The organism is Pseudomonas sp. S2_B07 (genome assembly GCF_054668435.1).
This window is the reverse complement of the sequence record NZ_CP162769.1, coordinates 4,659,067-4,682,418: the sequence shown is the minus strand read 5'-3', so window position 1 is coordinate 4,682,418 and position 23,352 is coordinate 4,659,067. Positions and strand designations below refer to the sequence as shown.

Genomic DNA, 23,352 nt, shown 5'->3' with positions numbered 1-23,352 from the left:
ATCTCAACGATGGAATGCTCATTTCTAAGCTTTCTTACTAACAGAAGCAGTAGTGGTGGAGCCAAACGGGATCGAACCGTTGACCTCCTGCGTGCAAGGCAGGCGCTCTCCCAGCTGAGCTATGGCCCCGTATTTCTACAGGCGTTTCCCACACAAAATTGGTGGGTCTGGGCAGATTCGAACTGCCGACCTCACCCTTATCAGGGGTGCGCTCTAACCAACTGAGCTACAGACCCAATTTCGAGCTGCTAAGGCCGACCTCACCCTGCTCTTAACCACAGAGCATGGGGTGCGCTCTAACCAACTAAGCTACAACCCTTTAGGCTGCTTCTTTCGTCTTCTTCAATGAATCAAGCAATTCGTGTGGGAACTTATGGAGCAGCTGATGTCGTCGATTAAGGAGGTGATCCAGCCGCAGGTTCCCCTACGGCTACCTTGTTACGACTTCACCCCAGTCATGAATCACACCGTGGTAACCGTCCTCCCGAGGGTTAGACTAGCTACTTCTGGTGCAACCCACTCCCATGGTGTGACGGGCGGTGTGTACAAGGCCCGGGAACGTATTCACCGCGACATTCTGATTCGCGATTACTAGCGATTCCGACTTCACGCAGTCGAGTTGCAGACTGCGATCCGGACTACGATCGGTTTTCTGGGATTAGCTCCACCTCGCGGCTTGGCAACCCTCTGTACCGACCATTGTAGCACGTGTGTAGCCCAGGCCGTAAGGGCCATGATGACTTGACGTCATCCCCACCTTCCTCCGGTTTGTCACCGGCAGTCTCCTTAGAGTGCCCACCATAACGTGCTGGTAACTAAGGACAAGGGTTGCGCTCGTTACGGGACTTAACCCAACATCTCACGACACGAGCTGACGACAGCCATGCAGCACCTGTCTCAATGCTCCCGAAGGCACCAATCCATCTCTGGAAAGTTCATTGGATGTCAAGGCCTGGTAAGGTTCTTCGCGTTGCTTCGAATTAAACCACATGCTCCACCGCTTGTGCGGGCCCCCGTCAATTCATTTGAGTTTTAACCTTGCGGCCGTACTCCCCAGGCGGTCAACTTAATGCGTTAGCTGCGCCACTAAGAGCTCAAGGCTCCCAACGGCTAGTTGACATCGTTTACGGCGTGGACTACCAGGGTATCTAATCCTGTTTGCTCCCCACGCTTTCGCACCTCAGTGTCAGTATCAGTCCAGGTGGTCGCCTTCGCCACTGGTGTTCCTTCCTATATCTACGCATTTCACCGCTACACAGGAAATTCCACCACCCTCTACCATACTCTAGCTCGTCAGTTTTGAATGCAGTTCCCAGGTTGAGCCCGGGGATTTCACATCCAACTTAACGAACCACCTACGCGCGCTTTACGCCCAGTAATTCCGATTAACGCTTGCACCCTCTGTATTACCGCGGCTGCTGGCACAGAGTTAGCCGGTGCTTATTCTGTCGGTAACGTCAAGATTGCAACGTATTAGGTTACAACCCTTCCTCCCAACTTAAAGTGCTTTACAATCCGAAGACCTTCTTCACACACGCGGCATGGCTGGATCAGGCTTTCGCCCATTGTCCAATATTCCCCACTGCTGCCTCCCGTAGGAGTCTGGACCGTGTCTCAGTTCCAGTGTGACTGATCATCCTCTCAGACCAGTTACGGATCGTCGCCTTGGTGAGCCATTACCTCACCAACTAGCTAATCCGACCTAGGCTCATCTGATAGCGCAAGGCCCGAAGGTCCCCTGCTTTCTCCCGTAGGACGTATGCGGTATTAGCGTCCGTTTCCGAGCGTTATCCCCCACTACCAGGCAGATTCCTAGGCATTACTCACCCGTCCGCCGCTCTCAAGAGAAGCAAGCTTCTCTCTACCGCTCGACTTGCATGTGTTAGGCCTGCCGCCAGCGTTCAATCTGAGCCATGATCAAACTCTTCAGTTCAAACATCTTTGGGTTTTTAAGAAACCCTAAACTTGGCTCAGCAATCGTTGGTTACATCTTTGATTTCTCGCGGAGTAACTTGTGATGCTGATAATCTTGTTGACTCTCAGTCTGACTCCACAAGCACCCACACGAATTGCTTGATTCAGTTGTTAAAGAGCGGTTGGTTAAGATCTTTCGTCTCAACCGAGGCGCGCATTCTACAGCAGCCTCTGTTGCTGTCAAGCGGTTATTTTCAGAAGTTTTCAAAGTTTCGCTTGGAAATCCTTAACAACTTCAACCACTTGCGCTTCCGATCACTCGGTAGCGGGAGGCGAATTCTACAGCGTTACACGCTGCTGTCAACACCTCTTTTTCAACTCCTTTTGCGCTTCGATGACCTGAAGCCGCTTGCTGCCGAAAACCGCGTAACTCTTTGTTTAACAAGGAGTTTTCCGTTTCGACTGCGCCGGAAGTGGGGCGAATTATAGACATCCAGAATCTGCCGTCAACCTTTAATTACGCCTTTCGTACGGAGGGTGCCTTTTTAGCCACTAAACGCGGGATTCGACGGGCAACCGCCGGTACACGCAACACTAATAGCAACGCCCCTATAGAGGCATACAGCGCCCACTCCTTCAGATCGGCGCGAACGATCCACAACATATGCAGCAACCCAAGTCCGAGAATGACATAGACCAGGCGATGCAGCTTCTTCCAGCGCGCACCTAAACGTCGCTGACTGTAGCGATTGGAGGTCACCGCCAACGCCAGCAAACACAGAAAGCCCAAGGTACCGACGATAATGTACGGCCGCTTGCGCAACTCAACCCCCAGCTGCGACCAGTCAAACCCGAGAATGAACGCCGTATAGCCACTTAAATGCAAAACCACATACGCGAAGCACCACAACCCAAACTGCCGGCGCACAGCAATCCACCCCGCCCACCCGGTGAGTTTTAGCAGAGGCGTCATGCTGAGTGTGATGAGCAGCAGAATGAGCGTACCCAACCCCAGCCGATCGACCAGCACTTTGCCCGGATCAGGTCCCAGCACATCCGCCCAGGCCTGATACAACCAAAGCAACGGCCAAACCGCTGTCACGATGAAGACGCCAATACGCCAAACCGGAAATCGCATCAGTAGTTCTTCCGCAGATCGAGCCCTGTATAAAGAGAAGCGACTTCATCCGAGTAGCCATTGAACATCTGCGTGTCCCGCACATTGGGCTTGAACAGACCACTGGGCAATCGACGCTCCCGCGCCTGAGTCCAGCGCGGGTGATCAACCGTCGGATTCACGTTCGCGTAAAAACCATACTCATCCGCGGCAATGCTCTGCCAGGTGGTTTTCGGCTGCTCGCTGACCAGGCTGATACGCACAATGGATTTGATGCTCTTGAAGCCGTACTTCCAGGGCACCACCAGACGCAGCGGCGCGCCATTCTGATTCGGCAGTTCACGCCCGTACATGCCCACCGCAAGAATCGCCAATGGGTTCATGGCTTCATCCAGACGCAACCCTTCTACATACGGCCAGTCGATCAGGGCAAACCCGGAGCGCTGCCCCGGCATACTCTTGGGATCTTCCAGGGTTTCGAAACGAATGTATTTTGCCTTGGAAGTCGGCTCGACTTCCTTGAGCAGCGCCGAGATGGGAAAGCCGATCCACGGAATGACCATCGACCAAGCCTCAACGCAGCGAAGACGATAGATCCGCTCCTCCAGCTGATAAGGCTTCATGAAGTCTTCCAGCGCATACCGTCCCGGTTTACCCACTTCGCCATCCACCACCACGCTCCACGGCTCGGTCTTAAGCACGCTTGCGTTGGCAGCAGGATCGCCTTTATCAGTGCCGAACTCATAGAAGTTGTTGTAGTGGGTTGCGTCTTTGAACGGCGTGATCACTTCGTCCCTGACGTTGACCGCGCCCCATTTAGTAGAAGGAAGCTTTTCGGCAAACCAGGAAGGCGCCTTGCCAGCCTCGACATCGGCATAGCGCGCAGCGTCTTCGGCACTCGCCCAGCGCGGCAGGCTACTGACAGCCAAACCGGCAACGGCAGCACCGAGAACACTGCGACGAGATAGATAGAGGGATTCAGGCGTGACGTCCGACTCATGACAGTCAGACGCTTTGGGGACTTTGATCAGCATGGCAACTCCGCAGCATTGGAGAACAGTTGCACCAATAGACTGCGGAGTATGAGGGAAATTACATCACTCGGCGTTTTTGTGCCGACGAAGACGCAACAGGTACTGCACCGGGCCGGAGGCCGCATAAGCGAGGAAAACCAGCAGCAGAATGCGTGGCGGATCACTGAAGACCACGGCAAACACCAGCACCACCGCAAGAATCGCCACGAAAGGTACGCGCCCTTTCAAGTCCAGCTCCTTGAAGCTGTTGTACTTGATATTGCTGACCATCAGCATGCCAGCCGCCGCCACCATCAGCGCAACCAGGAAGGACATCTTCGACCCCTGAATGCCGTAGTCGCTGAACGCCCAGACGATCCCTGCGACCACACCCGCCGCTGCCGGACTGGCCAGGCCGATGAAGTAACGCTTGTCTGCGGTGCCAACCTGAGTGTTGAAGCGCGCCAGACGCAACGCAGCGCCAGCCACATAGATGAAGGCGACCATCCAGCCGACCTTGCCCATATCACCCAAGGCCCAGCCAAACGCCAGCAATGCCGGCGCGACGCCAAAGGCGACCATGTCCGACAACGAGTCGTACTCGGCGCCAAACGCGCTTTGGGTATTGGTCATGCGCGCCACGCGACCATCGAGGCCGTCGAGCACCATCGCGACGAAAATCGCGATCGCAGCGAAAGCAAAGTACTTGCTCGCATTGACCGAATCACCGGCACTCAACGCGGCCTGGGCACTCATCGAGTTGATGATGGAATAAAACCCTGCAAACAGGTTCGCAGTGGTGAACAGATTCGGCAGAAGATAGATACCACGATGCCGGACTTTGCGGCCTTCAGCGTCATGCCCTTCCTCGATGTGTTCATCGATGGGCAGCAGGCTTTCGGCGTCAGAAGCCTGGTTTGGCTCTTCGGGGCGTTCGCTCATGGACATTACCTTGCAACAGGATGGAAAGTTTTCGACAGGTGTCTGGGACGACGGTTCGGCCACAAACGATGCAGCTTTATACCAGAAGCGGCGTTCCAAACGAAAAAACGCGGCCTAGGCCGCGTTTTTCGTACAGGGTCGCGACTTAGTTTTTGGCTTTGTCGACGATCTTGTTGGCACCGATCCACGGCATCATGGAGCGCAGTTGCTCGCCGATGATTTCGATACCGTGAGCGGCGTTGTTACGACGCTTGGCGGTCATCGAAGGATAGCCGGTTGCGCCTTCGCTGATGAACATCTTGGCGTATTCGCCGTCCTGAATACGTTTCAGGGCGTTGCGCATGGCCTGACGGGATTCGGCGTTGATGACTTCCGGGCCGGTCACGTACTCGCCGTACTCAGCGTTGTTGGAGATCGAGTAGTTCATGTTGGCGATGCCGCCTTCGTACATGAGGTCAACGATCAGTTTCAGTTCGTGCAGGCACTCGAAGTAGGCCATTTCTGGCGCGTAGCCAGCTTCAACCAGGGTTTCGAAACCGGCTTTAACCAGCTCAACGGTACCGCCGCACAGAACGGCTTGCTCGCCGAACAGGTCGGTTTCAGTCTCGTCCTTGAAGGTGGTTTCGATGATGCCGGTACGACCGCCACCAACGCCAGCAGCGTAGGACAGTGCAACGTTTTTGGCGTTGCCCGAAGCATCCTGGTAGATAGCGATCAGGTCAGGGATACCGCCGCCTTTGACGAACTCGGAACGCACGGTGTGGCCCGGTGCTTTCGGCGCGATCATGATCACGTCGAGATCAGCGCGCGGAACAACCTGGTTGTAGTGGATCGCGAAGCCGTGGGAGAAGGCCAGGGTGGCGCCTTTCTTGATGTTTGGCTCGATTTCGTTCTTGTACAGGGCAGACTGGAACTCGTCCGGGGTCAGGATCATGACCAGGTCGGCAGCTGCAACAGCAGAAGCAACGTCGGTCACTTTCAGGCCATGAGCTTCGGCTTTGGCAACAGTGGCCGAACCTTTACGCAGACCAACGGTAACGTCAACGCCGGAGTCTTTCAGGTTGCACGCTTGAGCGTGGCCCTGGGAACCGTAACCGATGATGGCAACTTTCTTGCCCTGGATGATGGACAGGTCGCAGTCTTTTTCGTAATAAACTTTCATGAAATTCCCCTATATATCCAGGCCGTTCAGGCCATTCGCTAATTTGGTTTAGATGCTGAGTACTTTGTCGCCGCGAGCAATACCGGTTACGCCGCTACGGACGGTTTCCAGAATCGACGCAGTGCCAATGGACTGAATGAAGCTGTCGAGCTTGTCGCTGGTACCGGTCAGTTGAACGGTATACACGCTAGCGCTGACATCGACGATCTGCCCACGGTAAATATCGGTGGTGCGTTTGATCTCGGCGCGCTGGGCGCCGGTGGCCTTGACCTTGACCAGCATCAGTTCGCGCTCGATGTGAGCACTCTCCGACAGGTCGACCAATTTGACCACTTCGATCAACTTGTTCAGGTTCTTGGTGATCTGCTCGATCACTTCATCATGGCCAACCGTGGTCAGCGTCAGACGCGACAGGGTCGGGTCTTCGGTTGGCGCCACGGTCAGGCTTTCGATGTTGTAGTTGCGCTGCGAGAACAGGCCGACTACACGAGACAAAGCGCCCGGTTCGTTTTCCAGAAGCAAGGAAATAATGTGTCGCATGATTAAGTACGCTCCGTCTTGCTCAGCCACATATCGCGCATGGAGCCGTCTTTGATCTGCATCGGATAGACGTGCTCGCTGGTGTCGACTGAAATATCCAGCACGACCAAGCGATCCTTCATGGCGAACGCCTCTTCCATCTGCGACTTCAAATTTTTCGAGTCGGTGATGCGCACGCCAACGTGACCATAGGCTTCTGCCAGCTTGACGAAGTCAGGCAGCGATTCCATGTACGAGTGCGAGTGACGGCTGCCGTAACTCATGTCTTGCCACTGGCGAACCATACCCAGAACACCGTTGTTCAGGATGACGATTTTGACCGGCAAGCCATATTGCAGACAGGTGGACAATTCCTGAATGTTCATCTGGATGCTGCCCTCGCCCGTCACGCAGACGACGTCGGCATCCGGGAAGCTCAACTTGATGCCCATGGCCGCCGGAAAACCGAAGCCCATGGTGCCCAGGCCACCGGAGTTGATCCAGCGATTAGGCTTGTTGAACTTGTAGTACTGCGCGGCGAACATCTGGTGCTGGCCCACGTCCGAAGCGACATAAGCATCGCCCTTGGTGACTTCGCACAGGGTTTCGATCACGGTCTGCGGCTTGATGACGCTGCCGTCGCCCTTGTCGTAAGGGAACAGGCCAGCATCACCGCGCCACTCGTCAACTTGCTTCCACCAGCTGGCAACGGACTCCTTGTTCGGGGTCTCGCCGATTTCCTTGAGGATCGCGACCATTTCGGTCAGGACGCTCTCGACCGGGCCGACGATAGGTACGTCTGCCTTGATGGTCTTGGAGATCGAAGCCGGATCGATGTCGATGTGAATGATCTTGGCATTCGGGCAGAACTTCGCCGGGCCGTTGATCACGCGGTCATCGAAACGCGCGCCGACCGCAAGGATCACGTCGGCGTGGTGCATCGCCAGGTTTGCGGTGTAGCTGCCGTGCATGCCGAGCATGCCGATGAACTGACGGTCAGTGCCAGGGTAGGCACCCAGCCCCATCAGGGTATTGGTCACTGGCAGGTTGAGCATCTTCGCCAATTCGGTCAGCGGCGCGGAGCCACCACCGAGAATCACGCCACCGCCGGCGTACATCACCGGACGCTTGGCCGCCAGGAGCATTTCTGCCGCCTTGCGGATTTGCCCGGAGTGACCGCGAACGGCTGGGCTGTAGGAACGCAGCTTGGCCTTTTTCGGGAAGATGTATTCGTACTTCTCGGCCGGGTTGGTCATGTCTTTCGGAATATCGACAACGACCGGGCCCGGACGACCGGATTGCGCCAGGTAGAAGGCTTTCTTCATGACTTCCGGAATTTCCGACGCGTGCTTGATCATGAAGCTGTGCTTCACGATCGGCCGGGAGATACCGATCATGTCGGTTTCCTGGAATGCGTCGGTGCCCACCATGCTGCTAGGCACCTGGCCGGAAATGACCACCATCGGAATCGAGTCCATATAGGCGGTGGCAATACCGGTGATGGCGTTTGTTGCGCCAGGACCGGAAGTCACCAGTACCACGCCGGCTTTACCGGTGGCACGGGCATAGCCGTCAGCCATATGGGTAGCCGCTTGTTCGTGACGAACCAGGATGTGGGTCACTTCCGGTTCTTTGAACAGGGCATCGTAAACATGAAGAAGAGCACCACCCGGGTACCCGTAGATATATTTGACGCCTTCGTCACGCAAGAAGCGGACGAGCATCTCACCGCCAGATAAAAGCTCCACGTTGTTCACCTCTAAAACGCCAGAATACCGCCCACATAAACGGGGACGGGTCTTAATAGGTTTACTTCTCAGCAGAGCATGAGCGACGGTGGTCGCCGACTACGTCAGCACTGACTGAGCAAGTATTGGGATCGTCCCAAGTGTTGCGGGCCTTTCCCACCCAGCGCGAGGTAACGCGTTGCGGGTGTAACAGGTCGGCGCGGATGTGCGCCTCATGATCTGCTGAGTGGGTCTGCTTCTGGCAGTCCCTCTACAGCGGACTTTGGATTCTTCTGTTTCGTCCCCTGCAAGTCAAGTCGTCTATGTGCTTTATTGAAGTAAGCACATGAGAAAGCAAGAAAAAATCGCCAAACAGCGACTGTGTTAGCTTCGATTGCGCAACTCATGACAAGGAAATGGCATGCGAACGATCTTCTTCATGGTCAGCCTGCTGATCAGCCCTTTGTGCACAGCCGCCCAGATCTACAAATGGGTCGATGCCCAGGGCGTGACTCACTTTGACGCACAACCACCCCAAGGCCAGCAGGCCACCACCGTGGTGACGCCCTCCTCTGCCGTGAGCCAACCGGCCACGGTGCCCGGCAGTAAAGCCATCGGCAATCAGCAGGACATCGACAACACGGTGAAAAAACAGGTCGCCGAACAGCAGGCCCAGCTCAAGGCATTTTGCATGCAGGCACGCACAAATCTGGCGCAACTGCAGAACAATCCGCGACTTCGGGAGGATGTGGAGGGCGAAATGCGTCGCCTGACCGATCAACAACGTCAGGAACGCATCAGCGAAACGCAGAAACAGATTGCGCAGAACTGCCAGTAAGCACTGGCAGTTTCCGATTCAGCGGGAGGCGGTGATCAGCAGATCGAACTCTTTGAGCAGCACTTGCAGCTGTCGATCCTTGCCCTGGACATCACGGGCGGCGAAGACCATTTCCGCCATCTCCTGAATCCCGGAGGCGGCGGGTAACGGCAGGTCCTGCTCGAGGATCATCTTCATCCGGGGCAGGAAGATCCATTGCAGCCACTGCTCGAAATCCAGCGTATCGACCGAAAACGGCTCGACGCTGGAAAGCGCTTCAGCGGAGGGCGAGACTTCACCCCACCACCCCTGCACCCGCAGTTCACGCTCAATCAGCAGCAACTGCTCGGCAATCTTCGGGAAGCGCGCGTCCATCACAGCGAAACCTTGGCCTTCTGACGGGCCAATGCTGCGCCGGCAGAATCACCTTGCTTCTCGCGTGCCTGGGCGATCAATTCCCACAGGCTGGCCTGAAGGTCCGGACGGCCATTGGCAAACGTCAGACCACGTCGAGCGAATTGTTCAGCCTGCGCCGCATCGCCTTGGGCCATGCGCACCTGAGCCAGACGATAAAGCACTTGCGGCTCACGCGGTGCAACGCGCTGGGCACGCTCCAGGCTGGACGAAGCACCGTTGAGGTCGCCGCTCGCCTGTTGCTGCTGAGCCGTGGTCAACAGCGCCAGCACCGGACCATCCAGCTGCTCGTCGGCTGACAGACCGCCGGCGTTTGCCGAAGGAATCCCGCTCGGCGTCGACGGCATGCTATAGCTGCCCTGATTGATCGGTGCCGACTGGACCGGAGACGTGTCGATCGGACCCGGAGTGATCGGGCCTGGCGTGATCGGCGAAGTGCTGATCGGTGCCGAGGAGACAGCGCCGCCACCCGGGACCATCACCACCACACCGGTATCGCCTTGCGGGATCGCCTGGGTTTGCGATTGGGCTTGCGCAGGACGCTTCACGGTCGACTTGCGGAAACCGCCATTCGCCGAAATCCGCTCACTGTTGGACACAGCCGTGCCGGAGTCTTCAACCGGAATCGAACCGCGTTGTACGGTGGAGCAACCGCTGAGCAACGCCACGGCGGCAACCGCTGGTATCAACCACTTGTTCACGTAAATCCCTCTTTGCTTAATTCATCCAGCCCTTGACCCAATCCATCACCGTTTCGCCGGAAGCAGGGCTTTCGCCACCGCAAGCCGCACCGGGAGGTGGCTCGCTGCCGCGAATATACGGCATCTGTACGGCGCCTGGGCAGTTGGCGTCGGAGCCTTGCCCGGTACGCGAATCGACCCAGGCCTGAACCACATTATCCGGCTGCGGCATGTCCAGCGGCAGCGGATCGGCTTTGCGCATGAAACTGGTCCAGACTTGCAACGCACCGGTCGCGCCGGTGAACGGCGTCTTGCCGTTGTCATCACGGCCTAGCCAGACCACCGCCAGCAAGTCCTGACTGAAACCGGCGAACCAGCTGTCTCGCGAGTCGTTACTGGTACCGGTCTTGCCGGCCAGTGTCAGGGTTTTCGGCAACACGTTATAAACCGAACTGCCGGTACCTTCACGCATGACCCGTTGCATGGCGCTCTGGATCAGGTAAATGGACGCCGGATCAAAACGCTGCTCGATCTGGAACGGATAACGCTTGAGCGGTTCGCCCTCAGCGGTCAAAACGCTACGAATCCCGCGCATCGGCGTATTGAAACCACCGTTGGCCAGCGTCTGGTACATGGTCGCCACTTCAATCGGCGTCATGCCACCTGCGCCCAGCAACATCGACGGGAATGCCGGGAATTCTCGGGTCACGCCCAAGCGAGCGAGGGTCTTGAGGACATTCGGTACACCCACTGCCAGGCCAAGACGCGCGGTCGACAGGTTGTAGGAATGCGCCAGCCCCTGATAAAGGAACACCGTCCCGTGGGAACGACGATCGTAGTTCTGTGGTTTCCAGACCTGACCGTCCGCGCCTTTGACCGAGAAGGATTCGTCCGACAGCCAACTGGTCAAGGTGTACTGGGTAGGTTTCTCAAGGGCCGTCAGATAAACCGCCGGCTTGATCAACGACCCCACAGGTCGCACCGCATCCAGCGCACGGTTGAAGCCGGCGAAACTCGCCTGGCGACTGCCGATCATGGCCTGAACCTCTCCGGTTTCCGGGTTGGTCACGACCATCGCTGCTTCAACGTCATCGGAACCCTTGCGACCCGACAGACGCTTGAAGGTGTCGTTGACGGAGGCTTCGGCTTTCATCTGCAGAATCGGGTCGAAGCTGGTGAAGATCCGCAGGCCTTCTTCGGTCAAGTCTTCGTCACGGTAGTCTTCGCGCAACTGGCGTTTAACCAGATCGAGGAAACCCGGGAACGAGCTGTCGGCCAATTTGCCGCGTGTCGTCACACCCAGTGGCATGTTCTTCGCCGCAGCAACTTGTTCAGCGGTGGCGACGCCCTGCTGTTCAAGGACGTCGAGCACCAGGTTGCGTCGTTCAAGCGCACGCTCGGGATTGCGACGCGGGTTGTAATAGGAAGGCCCTTTGACCATCCCCACCAGCAAGGCAACCTGATGCAATTTCAGTTCGGACAATGGCTGTCCGAAGAAGAACTGGCTGGCCAGACCGAAACCGTGCACCGCGCGCTGGCCGTCCTGACCGACGAACACTTCGTTGAGGTAAGCCTCAAGAATTTCCCGCTTGTCGTAATGCAGCTCAAGCAACATCGCCATCATGGCTTCGGTGAGCTTGCGGGTCAGGCTGCGTTCGCTGGTCAGGTAGAAGTTCTTGACCAACTGTTGGGTCAGCGTACTGCCGCCCTGGGTCATCTTGCCGCCAGAGGTGTTGACGTAGACCGCTCGGGCAATCGACTTCGGCGACACGCCCCAGTGGCTATAGAAATCCCGGTCTTCCACGGCGACCAGGGTCTCCAGCAGATACGGCGGGACCTGGTCGATTTTGATCAGGATGCGGTCTTCGAGGTTTTTCGGGTAAATCCCGCCGATCAGCAGCGGCTCCAGGCGCACCACCGACAGCTTCGAACCGTTCGTCGCCGAAAGCTCGGCGACATAGTCGCCGGAGAAACGCACGCGCACAGGCTGGGGCTTTTCCAGGCCTTCATAAAACTGGAAGCCGCGGGTATTCAAGTCCACGGTATTGCCGTTGACCGCCGCAGCGCCGGGGCCATTGCTCACGCTTTCGCGGCGGTAGCCCAGGGCGTCGAGCTCGGTGAGGAAGTCATCCTTGCTCAGCTTCTGGCCGGTAAACAGCTCCAGCGGGCGCGCATATACCTTGGCCGGGATCGTCCAGCGTTTGCCGGAGAACTTTTCCTGGACGATAGCGTCGAGGTAAACCGCGAATCCGGCGAGCACCACGAGGCCGACCAGACTGAGTTTAAGGGCCCAACCCAGCCACGGGCTAAGGCCCCTGGAAGGTGGTTTTTTTGGAGTGCGGGGGGATCGAGTACGAGTCATGGCGGCGGATTATACGCACTTTATTGATACTCAACAGACGCCCTCCGAGGTTTGCGTCAGGCGGACTTGCGGCCATAATGGCGGCCTTGAATTTTTCCCAGTCTTTGAAGGATCGCCTGTGAGCCAGTCCCTGATCGCCGCTCTGCAAAACCCGGCCCTCTACCCGCATCCGGTAGACGGGTTCCAGGTCATCGAAACCCATATTTCCTGGGTCATCCTCACAGGCCCCTTTGCTTATAAAGTGAAGAAACCGGTGAACTTCGGCTTCCTCGACTTCACCAGCCTCGATGCCCGCGAGCATTTCTGCGGCGAAGAACTGCGTTTGAACCAGCGCCTGACCAACGATTTGTATCTGGAAGTGTTGCCAATCACCGGCAGCGCCGAAGCCCCTCAATTCGGCGGCGATGGCCCGGTCGTTGATTTCGCCCTGAAAATGCGTCAATTCCCACAAAGCCAGTTGCTCAGCACCCTGCAGGCCAATGGCGAACTGACCACCGCGCACATCGACGAGATGGCCGCGCAGATTGCTCAGTTCCACCTCAACGCGCCGAAAGTGCCTGCCGAACACGACGCCGGCACCCCGGACAGCGTGATGGCCCCGGTACGCCAGAACTTCGAGCAGATCCGTCCGTTCCTCAGCGACAAGGCCGACCTGGTGCAACTCGACGCCCTGCAAGCCTGGGCCGAAAGCAGCTTCGAACGCCTCAAACCACTGTTCGCCCAGCGCAAGGCCGAAGGCTTCATTCGTGAATGCCACGGTGATATCCACTTGGGCAACGCCACCGTGATCGATGGCAAGGTCGTGATTTTCGACTGCATCGAATTCAACGAACCGTTCCGTTTCACCGACGTCTACGCCGACACCGGTTTCCTGGCGATGGACCTGGAAGACCGTGGTTTGAAATGCCTCGCACGCCGTTTCGTCAGCCAATACCTGGAGCTGACCGGCGACTATCAAGGCCTTGAACTGCTGAACTTCTATAAAGCCTACCGCGCATTGGTTCGCGCCAAGGTCAGCCTGTTCAGCATGCCCGCCGAAGCCGATCCGGTGCAGCGCGCCACGACCCTGCGCCAATACCGCAACTACGCCAACCTGGCGGAAAGCTACAGCACCATTCCTTCGCGCTTCATGGCGATTACCCACGGCGTGTCCGCTGTCGGCAAAAGCCACGTGGCCATGCGCCTGGTCGAAGCGCTTGGCGCCATTCGCCTGCGCTCGGATGTAGAACGCAAACGTCTGTTCGGTGAACAAACCGTAGCGAATGATCCACAGGCCGGCATTTATAACGCAGACGCCACTGCCGCCACCTACAGCCGCCTGCATGAAATCGCCGGAATCATCCTGCGCGCCGGTTTCCCGGTAGTGATCGATGCCACTTACCTCAAGCGCGATCAGCGTGACGGCGCGGCGAAAATTGCCGAGGCCACCGGTGCACCGTTCCTGATCCTCGATTGCCATGCGCCGCAAGCTGTCATTGAGAGCTGGCTGGCCCTGCGTCAGGCAGACAAAAAGGATCCGTCCGACGCCAACCTGGCCGTTATCGCAGCCCAGCAAGCCAATCGTGAAGCGCTGACACCCGCTGAGATTCTGTGCAGCAAGCGAGTCCAGACCAATGAAAGCGGGACCCTCGACACCGTTGTTGCGCAAATCCGCCAACGCATGCCAGGCCTGTAAAAACTATTTCAGCCGTGACGCCTTCCCTGGCTTCACGGCTGTCAAATAGTGGCACTATACTGGCGTCATAAAACCATCAGGTGATGCGACATGAGCCAGCCCAAACTTCTCGACACCCCGCTGTATGCCTTGCTGCACAAAGACGACATCGCAGGATTCAACAATGAGCGGCCCAAAGACGGACCTATCGACATGGCCGGTGGCGATTTCCGTGGCCTGGACTTGCGTGAACTGAATGCCGATGGCGTCGACTTCACTGATGCTTATTTCCGCTCCGCCGATTTGCGCGGCATCGATTTTCGCAGCGCACAGCTGGAAGGCGCCAGCCTGGCCCATGCACAGATCTCCGGCGCCTACTTCCCGGCAGAGCTGAGCGCGGACGAGATCCTGATGTCGATGAACTTCGGCACACGCCTGCGTTATCGCACTCGCTAAAAACGACGTCTTAGCCTGACACGTCCAGCGCCCCCGCTTTGCGCTGGATGCCGTGCGATCGCCCGAAAACCGACTTCTGACGCCCCTTCCCTACCCGTCTTTGCCTCGTCCTCTTAGAAGCTTTTGCGTCGAAACCGACCAAACAATCACGCTTTTCCTACTGATGGCTACACTCCTGAGAAGCTCGCCCACGCACCGTTCGGCCGTCGCAAGGAGGCTTGATGAATGATGAACTGCAACACCTGAAGAATCTTGGCAAGACGTCGGCGCAGTGGCTGCATGCCGTGGGCATCCACAGCGCCTCGGATTTGCGTCGCCTCGGGGCGGTGGATGCTTATCGGGCCGTGCGTACGCGCGGGTTTCGGGCGTCAAAGGTGTTGTTGTATGCGATCGAAGGTGCACTGATGGATGTGCACTGGAACGACATTCCGGCCGAGCGTAAAGAAGCCTTGAACAAACAGCTGGAAGCGATTTCCTCGCGCCACAAGGCTTGATGGCATTGGCTTTGAACCGAATTGACGGGGCATCTCAAATAAACTGAAAAACAGCGGTTGACATGGTAATGAGAATCGCTATGATTACCACCAACTGGTCGCGAGACTGGTCGATATTTGAAAAGCCCTTGGTTCGGACTCTCAGATATCTCCTCATCAGGCTAATCACGGTTATTTGACCCGGCTCTTGCCGGGTCTTTTTTTGCCTGCGCCTTTTTACCTGTGAAAGCACCGGTCGTTACTTGCCGAATTGCTTGCGCATCTGTGCACAGTAATCCTGAGGCGGCGAAGCAGGCGTGTACCAGACGTAATCGGCCATTGCCGCTGTCACCTCCGCCCCCTGCTCTGCCAGCAGCAACACCGTCGGCGCTGGCGCCTGCCCCAAATCCAGCACATGGATCGGCACACCCACGTCCTTGCGCGCGTGATAGGCACCGGCAAACAGCAATGAAGGCGTTGGAGCCGCCAGCAAGCGCTCGGCCATTCGCCGGTCTCGTTGCTGCTGCACGGCCAACATGGCGGGCATCTGTGAAGTGGGCAGCAAACCGCAATGGGAGTCGCTGATCTCTGCCAGCAACTCATCCTTGACTGCTGCCGCATTGGAGCGCGAGCCAATCAATGCCGGAGGTTTGGCGTAGACCGCACGAACGTCGAGGTTGTCCAGGTTGGCCGCAAGCAGCGGATAGGGCTGAGTCAGCGCAAAACGCACGATGGGACCGTAAAGCACCCAGTCCCACCCTTCCTGCCAAGCCAAGGCAGCTGGCAAATTGGACGGTGGCGTCAGCGCATGGCGAACATCATCAACCCGCGACTGCTGATCCGGCGTCAGCATTTCAAGGAGCAAACTGCCTTGCGGCCGTTGCTCACCCAGTGACTGCAACAACCACAGTTCCAGCTGATGGTGATCGCGATTGTCATGCTGCTCGCCGACGATCAGCCGCGAAGGCTTGGCCAGTCGCTCAAGCAGTTCCTGCGCGGTCAGGACCTGACCGTTTCGCAGGTCACGGATTTCACCGTTGACCGGCGGTGGCTCCGCAACATGCTGGCAGGCACTCAAGAGCAGTACGGCCAGCAGCAAAATCCCACGCATGTTCACCTCGATGACAGTCTCAGCGGGCGATGATCAGCGGATGCCCACGCTCCGGATGCTGCTGCACTAACACTTCCAGCCCGAACACGGCTTTGAGCGGCTCGGGTTTCAGGACCTGCTCCGGCGTGTCCAACGCCACCGGTCGCCCGCCCTCAAGCAGCAACAGACGATCACAATACCGCGCCGCCAGGTTCAGATCATGCAGGATGACCAGCACCGCCGCGCCGCGATCGGCAAATTCGCGCACCGCTTGCAGGGTGGTGTGCTGATGCAGCGGGTCGAGCATCGAGGTCGGCTCATCGAGCAACAGCGTCTGCCCCGCTTCACCCGGCCAGAGCTGCGCCAGCACTCGGGCCAAATGCACCCGCTGACGCTCGCCGCCAGACAAGGCCAGGTAGCTGCGACCACTCAGGTGACTGGCATCGGCGGCGTGTAGCGCGGCAGCGACAATCTCGTCATCGCGCACTCGCCCACTTTGATGGGGCAAACGCCCCATGCCCACCACTTCTTCGACGCGAAAGGCAAAGTCCAGGGTCGACACCTGAGGCAGTACCGCCAGTCGCTGCGCGCGCTGCGGTGCGGCCCAGTGACGCAATTCGCGATCATCGAGCCAGACGCTTCCATGATCGGCATGCAACTCGCCGCACAAGGCACCGAGCAAGGTACTTTTGCCGGCGCCATTGGGACCAAGCACGCCCAGCACTTCGCCCGGTCGAAGCTCAATCGTGATGTCCGACAGCACGGTCTTGGCGCCACGACGGATGTGCAGGTTCTGCGTGCGCAGCATCAGGCGCGCCTCCGGAGCAACAAGAACAGGAAAAACGGCGCACCGATGAAGGCCGTAACAATGCCGATCGGCAGTTCGGCCGGCGCCAGGGCCAGTCGCGCCACCAGATCGGCAAACAACAGAAGACTCGCACCGGCGAGCACAGAAGCGGGCAGTAACACTCGGTGATCAGGGCCGGCAAGCAAGCGCACGAGGTGCGGAACCACCAGACCGACAAACCCGATCATCCCCGCCGCCGCCACCGCCGCGCCCACACCCAGCGCTGTACAGAACACCAGTTCGCGCTTGAGCCCTTCAACATCGATGCCCAGATGACCGGCCTCCGATTCCCCCAGCAACAACGCATTCAAGGCCTTGGCCCGACGCGGCAACCAGAGCGCCACAGCCGCGCTGACCAGCAGCAACGGCCAGAGTCGCGCGTAACTGGCGCCATTGAGACTGCCCAGATTCCAGAACGTCAGCGTACGCAGGGTCGCGTCGTCGGCCAGATAGGTGAACAAACCCACCGCCGAGCCCGCCAGTGCGGTCAATGCGATACCGGCCAACAGCATCGTCGCGACGTTGGTCTGGCCGTTGCGCCGGCCCAGTCGATACACCAGCGCAGTCACCCCGAGCCCACCGAGAAACGCACACACCGATAACAGATAAGGCCCGAAGGACTCAGGCAAACCGCCAAACGCCGAGCCGCCAACAATGGCGATGGCGGCACCCAATGCCGCGCCGCTGGACACCCCCACCAACCCCGGATCGGCCAGCGGGTTGCGAAACAGGCCCTGCATTGCCACACCGGAGAGCGCCAGCACGCCCCCCACCGCCAACCCCAGCAAGGTTCGCGGCAGGCGAATTTGCCCGACGATCAATTCGGCTTGCTCCAGCCCATCCGGAGCAATCGGCAATCCGGCCAGGCGCAATGCAGCGTGCAAGGTGTCGAGCAACGGCAGACTGACCGGCCCCAGCGCCAGCGACAGCCAGATCGCCAGCACACACAGAAGGCTCAGGCCAATGAACAACGTACGAGGCTTAACCAAGACGGTCATTGGCTGGCCGTGCCAGGAAAGAAACCGTCAGACAGCTTTTTGAGGCTGTCCGGCAACCGTGGCCCCAGCCCGCCCACCAGCAACGTCGGATCCAGTTCCATGACCCGTCCGTCCTTCGCCGCACGCGTCGAGGACAGCATCGGGTTTTCCTTGAACAACGCGGCACGCGCCGCATCACCCGTCAGCGCCCGGTCGGAAAACACCAGCACCTCGGGATCGAGGTTGATCAGCGACTCGACAGAAAACGGTTTGTAGCCGGTATGCGTGGCCAGGTTGTGGCCGCCGGCCTGGCGCAGCAACCAATCGGCGGCGGTGTCCTTGCCCGCGATGAGCGGTTTGCCGCCCGCATGCCCGAGTAGCAACAGCACACCCGGTGATGGTTGCGTCAGCTGCGCCTTGGTCACGCGGATTTTTTGCTGATCGAGTTGCTCCTGATAACGCTGGTACGCCTGAACAGCCTGCTCTTCAGCCCCCAGTAACTTGCCCAAATGCTGCAAATTGCCCTGCAATGTCGGCAAATCCGGCTGCGCCGAGAACAACTCGACCTGCACCCCCGCGTTACGAATCTGCGAGAGCACGGGCGGCGGACCCATTTCTTCGGTGCCGATGAGGATCTGCGGGCGTAAGCTCAAGATACCTTCCGCCGACAATTGCCGCTGGTAGCCAATGCTGGGCAGCGCCTTGAGGCTTTCAGGGTGCTGACTGGTGGTGTCGACGCCGACCAGTTTCGATTCGCCGCCCAGCACGCTTACCCACTCGGACAACGCGCCGCCGGCACTGACCCAACGTTGCGGTAACTCGGCCGCTGCAGCGTGGTGACTGACAAGGAGTCCGACACAGAGCACAGCAACGCGGGTACTCAGGCGCATAAACAGCTTCCTTCATAGTTTTCCCAGGCATCGAGATGACAGGCCAAGTATCCTTGGCCACTGGCACCTGCACCCGACGGGCAAGACGGCCATTTGATAATTGTTTGCATTTGAACGTCAAGCTCGGACTTATCCGGTCACGAGACGCTGGACTAGAGGATAGACATGAAGTTTCTTTGTACAGGCGCCGAATTGGCTGACGCCAGCAGTCGCGGTTTCGACATCGACGGGCAGAAGCTCTTCGCCGTACGCCGGGGCGGCCAGGTCTACGTCTACATCAATCGTTGCCCGCACCGTGGCGTCGGCCTGGAATGGACGCCAGACAGCTTTCTCGACCCCAGCAACAGCCTGATCCAGTGCGCCACCCACGGCGCACTGTTTCTGATCGAAGACGGCGAATGCGTTTCGGGCCCCTGCGCCGGTCAATCACTGACCGCCGTGCCCTGCCGCGAAGATGCGCAAGGCCTCTGGGTCAGCCTTTAACCGTCGAGCAGCACGTCCAGACGTCGGTCGACGACCATCTCTTCATGGCTCAAACGCACACCATAAGCCAGCACCTCGACCCCGCACGTCACCGCCTCACGCAAGGCTGCCGCGTAGGCCGAATCGATTTCTGCTGCAGGACGCACCGCGTCGATGCCGGTCAGGTTGACGCAATACAACTGCACCGCACGAATCCCGTCCCGGGCCAGGTGCGCCAATTCGCGCAAATGCTTGGCCCCGCGCAGGGTCACTGCGTCCGGAAACGCCGCTACCGACGACCCGTCGAAACCCAGGGTGACGCTTTTGACCTCTATATAAGCCGGGCCGCCGGGGTATTCGAGACGAAAATCGATGCGGCTGCTTTCCTGTCCGTAGGCGACTTCACGCTTCAGTTCAGTAAACCCGTTCAGCTCACTGATGACACCGGCACGCAGCGCCTCTTCGATCAACCCGTTGGCGCGGGCGGTGTTCACGCAAAACAAGCGCCCTTGCGGGGTTTCACCGACTTCCCAGGTGCCGGGTAACTTGCGCTTGGGGTCGTTTGAGCGGCTGAACCAGACTTGCCCGCCTTCGACCTGGCAATTGAGCATCGAGCCGGTGTTGGGGCAATGAATGGTCAGCAACTCGCCGCTAATGGTTTCGATATCGGCGAGAAAACGCTTGTAACGACGGATCAGGCGACCTTCTTCGAGGGGAGGATGAAAACGCATCAGCCTTGCCAGCTCTTCAGCCCGCGAGCAATGCGCTCGACCGCTTCCTGCAAGCGCGGCAGGCTTTGGGTGTAGGCAAAACGCACGTGGTGCCCGGCCTGATAACGCCCGAAATCCAGCCCCGGGGTAATGGCCACGTGTTCGGTTTCCAGGAAGTGCCGGCAGAACGCGAAGGCATCTCCGCCGAACTTGCTGATATCGGCGTACAAATAGAACGCGCCTTCCGGCTCCACGGCAATCCCGAAACCCAACTCGCGCAGGGCCGGCAGGAGGAAATCGCGACGACGACCAAATTCAGCGCGGCGCTCTTCCAGAATGCTGATGGTCGCCGGCTCAAAACAGGCCAGAGCGGCGTGCTGAGCCATGCTCGGCGCGCTGATGTAGAGATTTTGCGCGAGTTTTTCCAGCTCGCCGACGGCCGCTTCCGGCGCCACCAACCAGCCGAGGCGCCAACCGGTCATGCCGAAATACTTGGAGAAGCTATTGAGCACGAACGCACTGTCATCGACTTCCAGCACGCTGGCGGCGTCGGTGCCGTACGTCAGGCCGTGATAGATCTCGTCCACCACCAAGTGGCCGTGACGAACCTTGATCGCCGCAGACAGCCCCGCCAGTTCGTCGCGGGTCAGGATGGTCCCGGTCGGATTGGCCGGGGACGCCACCAACGCACCGACGCTGTCGTGGTCCCAATGCCGGGCGACCAGATCAGGGGTCAGCTGATAACGCACGTCCGGACCGACTGGAACCAGCTGCGCCGCGCCTTCCACCAGTCGCAGAAAATGCCGGTTGCACGGGTAGCCCGGATCCGCCAACAGCCAGTGCTTGCCCGGATCCACCAGCAAGGCGCTGGCCAGCAACAAGGCGCCCGAACCGCCGGGGGTGATGAGGATTCGCTGAGGGTCAATGTTCAACCCGTAACGTTGCTGATAAAAATTGGAAATCGCCTCGCGCAACTCGGGAATGCCCCGCGCCGCGGTGTAACGGGTCTTCCCCGCCGTCAATGCGGCCTGGCCGGCCTGGATGATCGGCTCGGCGGTGGTGAAGTCCGGCTCGCCGATTTCCAGGTGGATCACGTCGTGGCCGGCGGCCTGCAATTCATTGGCCCGCGCCAGCAGCGCCATGACATGGAAAGGTTCGATCGCACGACTGCGAGCACTGTAGGACTGGGCCATTAGCCTTCCTTCGACGGGAAAAGAACCAATTCTACCCAAGCGCAGGAACGAGCGAGAACCTAAAGCGGTCAGACGCCTTAGAACCCTGACCATAAACGACTCAAACGAGTACCCCAGGTTTGACTAAAATCAATATTTGATCAGGCCTCCAACACCACCAGGCAAGGCTTTGCAATGATTTGCAAGCCCCGCGGGCCACTACCTCGACATCCGGGAGTAGCGCGCCCCGATTTGATCTGGTAAGTTCGCCCGCTTGCAGCCGCAGGGCCGGCAGGTGTCGGTGATGGAGCAATCCTGCGCAATGGATTACAAGAGTAGAGGCGGTCTATTTCATGTCCACCCAAGCAAAGCAGCAAACCACGACGATCAGCGGCTTCGAACCCTACAAAGAAGTCAAGGGCGAGGAGTACATGGGCAAGCCCATGCGCGCTCACTTCACCAAGATCCTGAACAAGTGGAAACAGGACTTGATGCAGGAAGTCGACCGTACGGTTGATCACATGAAAGACGAAGCGGCCAACTTCCCGGACCCGGCAGACCGTGCCAGCCAGGAAGAAGAGTTCAGCCTCGAACTGCGTGCCCGCGACCGCGAGCGCAAGCTGATCAAGAAGATCGACAAGACGCTTCAGCTGATCGAAGACGAAGAATATGGCTGGTGCGAGTCCTGCGGCGTCGAGATCGGCGTCAAACGACTGGAAGCCCGCCCTACCGCCGACATGTGCGTTGACTGCAAGACCCTGGCGGAAATCAAGGAAAAGCAAGTCGGCAAGTAATATCGACTTGAACGAAAAACGGAGCGTGCGAACGCTCCGTTTTTGTTTCTGATATTTGCCATGGAGAGAAACCTGTAGGAGCGAGCCTGCTCGCGAAAGCGGTGTGCCAGCCAACAATAATGTTGGCGCTGACGGCCCCTTCGCGAGCAGGCTCACCCCCAGGGACTCGCGCACGACCAGAGATGTAACATTCGTCCATGAACGCCACGACTTCCACTCCCTACATCGGGCGCTTCGCCCCCACGCCCAGTGGCCATTTGCATTTCGGTTCGCTGGTCGCTGCCCTGGCCTCGTACCTCGACGCTCGCTCGGTGGGGGGGCGCTGGCTGATGCGCATGGAAGACCTCGACCCGCCACGGGAAGAACCCGGCGCACAGGCAGCGATTCTCAAGGCACTGGAGAGCTACGGTTTCGAGTGGGACGGTGAAATGGTTCGTCAGAGCGACCGCCACGAGGCTTATGCCGAAGTGCTCAATCGCCTGTTCAGTCACGGCCTCGCTTACGCCTGCACCTGTTCGCGCAAACAACTGGAGCCGTATCACGGCATTTATCCGGGACTGTGCCGCAACGCCGGCTACGGCACCGAAGACGCGGCCATTCGCCTGCGCGTACCCGAGCTGGAATACCACTTCATCGACCGCGTGCAAGGCGAATACCGCCAGCATTTGGGCCGAGAGGTCGGCGATTTCGTCATTCGCCGCCGCGACGGGCTCTACGCCTATCAACTGGCCGTGGTGCTGGACGATGCCTGGCAAGGCATCACCGACATCGTGCGTGGTGCCGACCTGTTGGACTCGACACCGAGACAACTCTATCTGCAAGAGTTGCTCGGCCTGCGCCAACCGCGCTACCTGCACATCCCGCTGATCACCCAGCCCGATGGCAACAAGCTTGGCAAGTCCTACCGCTCGCCACCGTTGACCGAAGATCAGGCAACGCCTTTGTTGCTACGGGCATTGCGCGCACTCGGGCAAAAACCCGGCACCGAACTGGCTTACGCCAGCCCACGGGAAGTGTTGAATTGGGGCATCGCGCACTGGGATGCGTCGCTTATCCCGCGCACACTGAACCTGCCCGAGGCGCAACTGCAGTGATCGCACTTGCAGTGGCGCGCCCATCCGTTACCATCGCCGCACGTTTTCGGGCACGCGCATAAAAAA

The 23,352-nt window shown here is 58.7% G+C and carries 22 protein-coding genes, 2 tRNA genes and 1 rRNA gene; 7 read left to right on the top strand and 18 right to left on the bottom strand.

Going from position 1 to position 23,352, the window contains the following annotated elements:
* Window positions 1–53 precede the first annotated feature (53 nt).
* The 9 genes from AB4N43_RS21550 to AB4N43_RS21510 all read right to left on the bottom strand — a co-directional run bounded on the left by AB4N43_RS21550 (window position 54) and on the right by AB4N43_RS21510 (window position 8,415).
* A tRNA-Ala gene (locus AB4N43_RS21550) sits at window positions 54–129 on the bottom strand.
* 30 nt (window positions 130–159) lie between these two features.
* A tRNA-Ile gene (locus tag AB4N43_RS21545) sits at window positions 160–236 on the bottom strand.
* Window positions 237–396: 160 nt separating this feature from the next.
* Window positions 397–1,933, bottom strand: a 16S ribosomal RNA gene (locus tag AB4N43_RS21540).
* A gap of 498 nt (window positions 1,934–2,431) precedes the next feature.
* Window positions 2,432–3,052, bottom strand: coding sequence for a protein-methionine-sulfoxide reductase heme-binding subunit MsrQ (gene msrQ / locus AB4N43_RS21535; protein ID WP_194940738.1), 621 nt, complete (start codon window positions 3,050–3,052; stop codon window positions 2,432–2,434).
* A complete protein-coding gene (gene msrP / locus AB4N43_RS21530) occupies window positions 3,052–4,065 on the bottom strand; it encodes a protein-methionine-sulfoxide reductase catalytic subunit MsrP (RefSeq protein ID WP_027924135.1) in 1,014 nt (337 codons plus the stop codon). The genes msrQ and msrP overlap by 1 nt, the downstream gene beginning before the upstream one ends.
* A 63-nt stretch (window positions 4,066–4,128) precedes the next feature.
* Window positions 4,129–4,986, bottom strand: a complete 858-nt coding sequence (gene pssA / locus AB4N43_RS21525) for a CDP-diacylglycerol--serine O-phosphatidyltransferase (RefSeq protein ID WP_007948646.1) — start codon at window positions 4,984–4,986, stop codon at window positions 4,129–4,131.
* A gap of 145 nt (window positions 4,987–5,131) precedes the next feature.
* Window positions 5,132–6,148 carry a ketol-acid reductoisomerase gene (ilvC, locus tag AB4N43_RS21520; RefSeq protein ID WP_007948647.1) on the bottom strand — a complete coding sequence of 339 codons (1,017 nt, stop codon included), beginning with the start codon at window positions 6,146–6,148 and terminating at the stop codon, window positions 5,132–5,134.
* Between the two features lie 48 nt (window positions 6,149–6,196).
* Window positions 6,197–6,688: an acetolactate synthase small subunit gene (ilvN, locus tag AB4N43_RS21515; protein WP_003176102.1), complete on the bottom strand. Its 492-nt coding sequence runs from the start codon at window positions 6,686–6,688 to the stop codon at window positions 6,197–6,199.
* 2 nt (window positions 6,689–6,690) lie between these two features.
* The gene (locus AB4N43_RS21510) at window positions 6,691–8,415 is read right to left on the bottom strand and encodes an acetolactate synthase 3 large subunit (RefSeq protein WP_027924136.1); all 1,725 of its coding nucleotides are present in this window, start codon (window positions 8,413–8,415) and stop codon (window positions 6,691–6,693) included.
* Between the two features lie 400 nt (window positions 8,416–8,815).
* Between AB4N43_RS21510 and AB4N43_RS21505 the strand changes: the two genes are divergently transcribed.
* Window positions 8,816–9,232, top strand: coding sequence for a DUF4124 domain-containing protein (locus AB4N43_RS21505; protein WP_027924137.1), 417 nt, complete (start codon window positions 8,816–8,818; stop codon window positions 9,230–9,232).
* An 18-nt stretch (window positions 9,233–9,250) separates the two neighbouring features.
* On the opposite strand, the gene AB4N43_RS21500 is transcribed toward AB4N43_RS21505, so the two are convergent.
* The 3 genes from AB4N43_RS21500 to mrcB are packed head-to-tail and all read right to left on the bottom strand — an operon-like array spanning window position 9,251 to window position 12,667.
* Window positions 9,251–9,586: a YqcC family protein gene (locus AB4N43_RS21500; RefSeq protein ID WP_460151927.1), complete on the bottom strand. Its 336-nt coding sequence runs from the start codon at window positions 9,584–9,586 to the stop codon at window positions 9,251–9,253.
* Window positions 9,586–10,326, bottom strand: coding sequence for a tetratricopeptide repeat protein (locus AB4N43_RS21495; RefSeq protein ID WP_460151926.1), 741 nt, complete (start codon window positions 10,324–10,326; stop codon window positions 9,586–9,588). The genes AB4N43_RS21500 and AB4N43_RS21495 overlap by 1 nt, the downstream gene beginning before the upstream one ends.
* Window positions 10,327–10,342: 16 nt before the next feature.
* Window positions 10,343–12,667 carry a penicillin-binding protein 1B gene (gene mrcB, locus AB4N43_RS21490; RefSeq protein WP_059182150.1) on the bottom strand — a complete coding sequence of 775 codons (2,325 nt, stop codon included), beginning with the start codon at window positions 12,665–12,667 and terminating at the stop codon, window positions 10,343–10,345.
* 118 nt (window positions 12,668–12,785) lie between these two features.
* Here mrcB and AB4N43_RS21485 point away from each other — a divergent pair, with 118 nt between their 5' ends.
* From AB4N43_RS21485 to AB4N43_RS21475, 3 genes are all read left to right on the top strand, one after another.
* Entirely contained in the window at window positions 12,786–14,342 is a 1,557-nt protein-coding gene (locus AB4N43_RS21485; protein WP_027924141.1) for a bifunctional aminoglycoside phosphotransferase/ATP-binding protein, read from the top strand.
* A 90-nt stretch (window positions 14,343–14,432) separates the two neighbouring features.
* On the top strand, window positions 14,433–14,777 hold the full coding sequence (locus AB4N43_RS21480; protein WP_027924142.1) for a pentapeptide repeat-containing protein: 345 nt from the start codon (window positions 14,433–14,435) through the stop codon (window positions 14,775–14,777).
* A gap of 221 nt (window positions 14,778–14,998) precedes the next feature.
* Window positions 14,999–15,271 (top strand): TfoX/Sxy family protein, encoded by a 273-nt coding sequence (locus tag AB4N43_RS21475; protein ID WP_007948654.1) that lies wholly within the window; start codon window positions 14,999–15,001, stop codon window positions 15,269–15,271.
* Window positions 15,272–15,509: 238 nt separating this feature from the next.
* Here the strand turns inward: AB4N43_RS21475 and AB4N43_RS21470 are convergent, their stop codons facing one another.
* From AB4N43_RS21470 to AB4N43_RS21455, 4 genes are read right to left on the bottom strand one after another with little or no spacing between them, the layout of a single operon-like run.
* Window positions 15,510–16,361, bottom strand: coding sequence for a ChaN family lipoprotein (locus AB4N43_RS21470; RefSeq protein WP_460151925.1), 852 nt, complete (start codon window positions 16,359–16,361; stop codon window positions 15,510–15,512).
* A 19-nt stretch (window positions 16,362–16,380) separates the two neighbouring features.
* Complete coding sequence (locus tag AB4N43_RS21465; protein WP_027924144.1) at window positions 16,381–17,148, bottom strand: heme ABC transporter ATP-binding protein; 768 nt, start codon at window positions 17,146–17,148, stop codon at window positions 16,381–16,383.
* Window positions 17,148–18,131: a FecCD family ABC transporter permease gene (locus AB4N43_RS21460; RefSeq protein WP_177327618.1), complete on the bottom strand. Its 984-nt coding sequence runs from the start codon at window positions 18,129–18,131 to the stop codon at window positions 17,148–17,150. The genes AB4N43_RS21465 and AB4N43_RS21460 overlap by 1 nt, the downstream gene beginning before the upstream one ends.
* Before the next feature lie 50 nt (window positions 18,132–18,181).
* Complete coding sequence (locus tag AB4N43_RS21455; protein WP_460151924.1) at window positions 18,182–19,054, bottom strand: heme/hemin ABC transporter substrate-binding protein; 873 nt, start codon at window positions 19,052–19,054, stop codon at window positions 18,182–18,184.
* 165 nt (window positions 19,055–19,219) lie between these two features.
* Here AB4N43_RS21455 and AB4N43_RS21450 point away from each other — a divergent pair, with 165 nt between their 5' ends.
* Window positions 19,220–19,537 carry a Rieske (2Fe-2S) protein gene (locus AB4N43_RS21450; RefSeq protein ID WP_194940741.1) on the top strand — a complete coding sequence of 106 codons (318 nt, stop codon included), beginning with the start codon at window positions 19,220–19,222 and terminating at the stop codon, window positions 19,535–19,537.
* Here the strand turns inward: AB4N43_RS21450 and sfsA are convergent.
* Both sfsA and AB4N43_RS21440 read right to left on the bottom strand, forming a co-directional pair.
* A complete protein-coding gene (sfsA, locus tag AB4N43_RS21445) occupies window positions 19,534–20,247 on the bottom strand; it encodes a DNA/RNA nuclease SfsA (RefSeq protein ID WP_460151923.1) in 714 nt (237 codons plus the stop codon). The genes AB4N43_RS21450 and sfsA overlap by 4 nt on opposite strands.
* The gene (locus tag AB4N43_RS21440) at window positions 20,247–21,419 is read right to left on the bottom strand and encodes a pyridoxal phosphate-dependent aminotransferase (RefSeq protein ID WP_194940743.1); all 1,173 of its coding nucleotides are present in this window, start codon (window positions 21,417–21,419) and stop codon (window positions 20,247–20,249) included. The genes sfsA and AB4N43_RS21440 overlap by 1 nt, the downstream gene beginning before the upstream one ends.
* Window positions 21,420–21,751: 332 nt before the next feature.
* On the opposite strand from AB4N43_RS21440, the gene dksA reads away from it, so the two are divergent.
* Together dksA and gluQRS are read left to right on the top strand one after the other, a co-directional pair.
* Entirely contained in the window at window positions 21,752–22,192 is a 441-nt protein-coding gene (gene dksA / locus AB4N43_RS21435; protein ID WP_027924150.1) for an RNA polymerase-binding protein DksA, read from the top strand.
* 197 nt (window positions 22,193–22,389) lie between these two features.
* On the top strand, window positions 22,390–23,286 hold the full coding sequence (gluQRS, locus tag AB4N43_RS21430) for a tRNA glutamyl-Q(34) synthetase GluQRS (protein ID WP_027924151.1): 897 nt from the start codon (window positions 22,390–22,392) through the stop codon (window positions 23,284–23,286).
* Window positions 23,287–23,352: the final 66 nt, after the last annotated feature.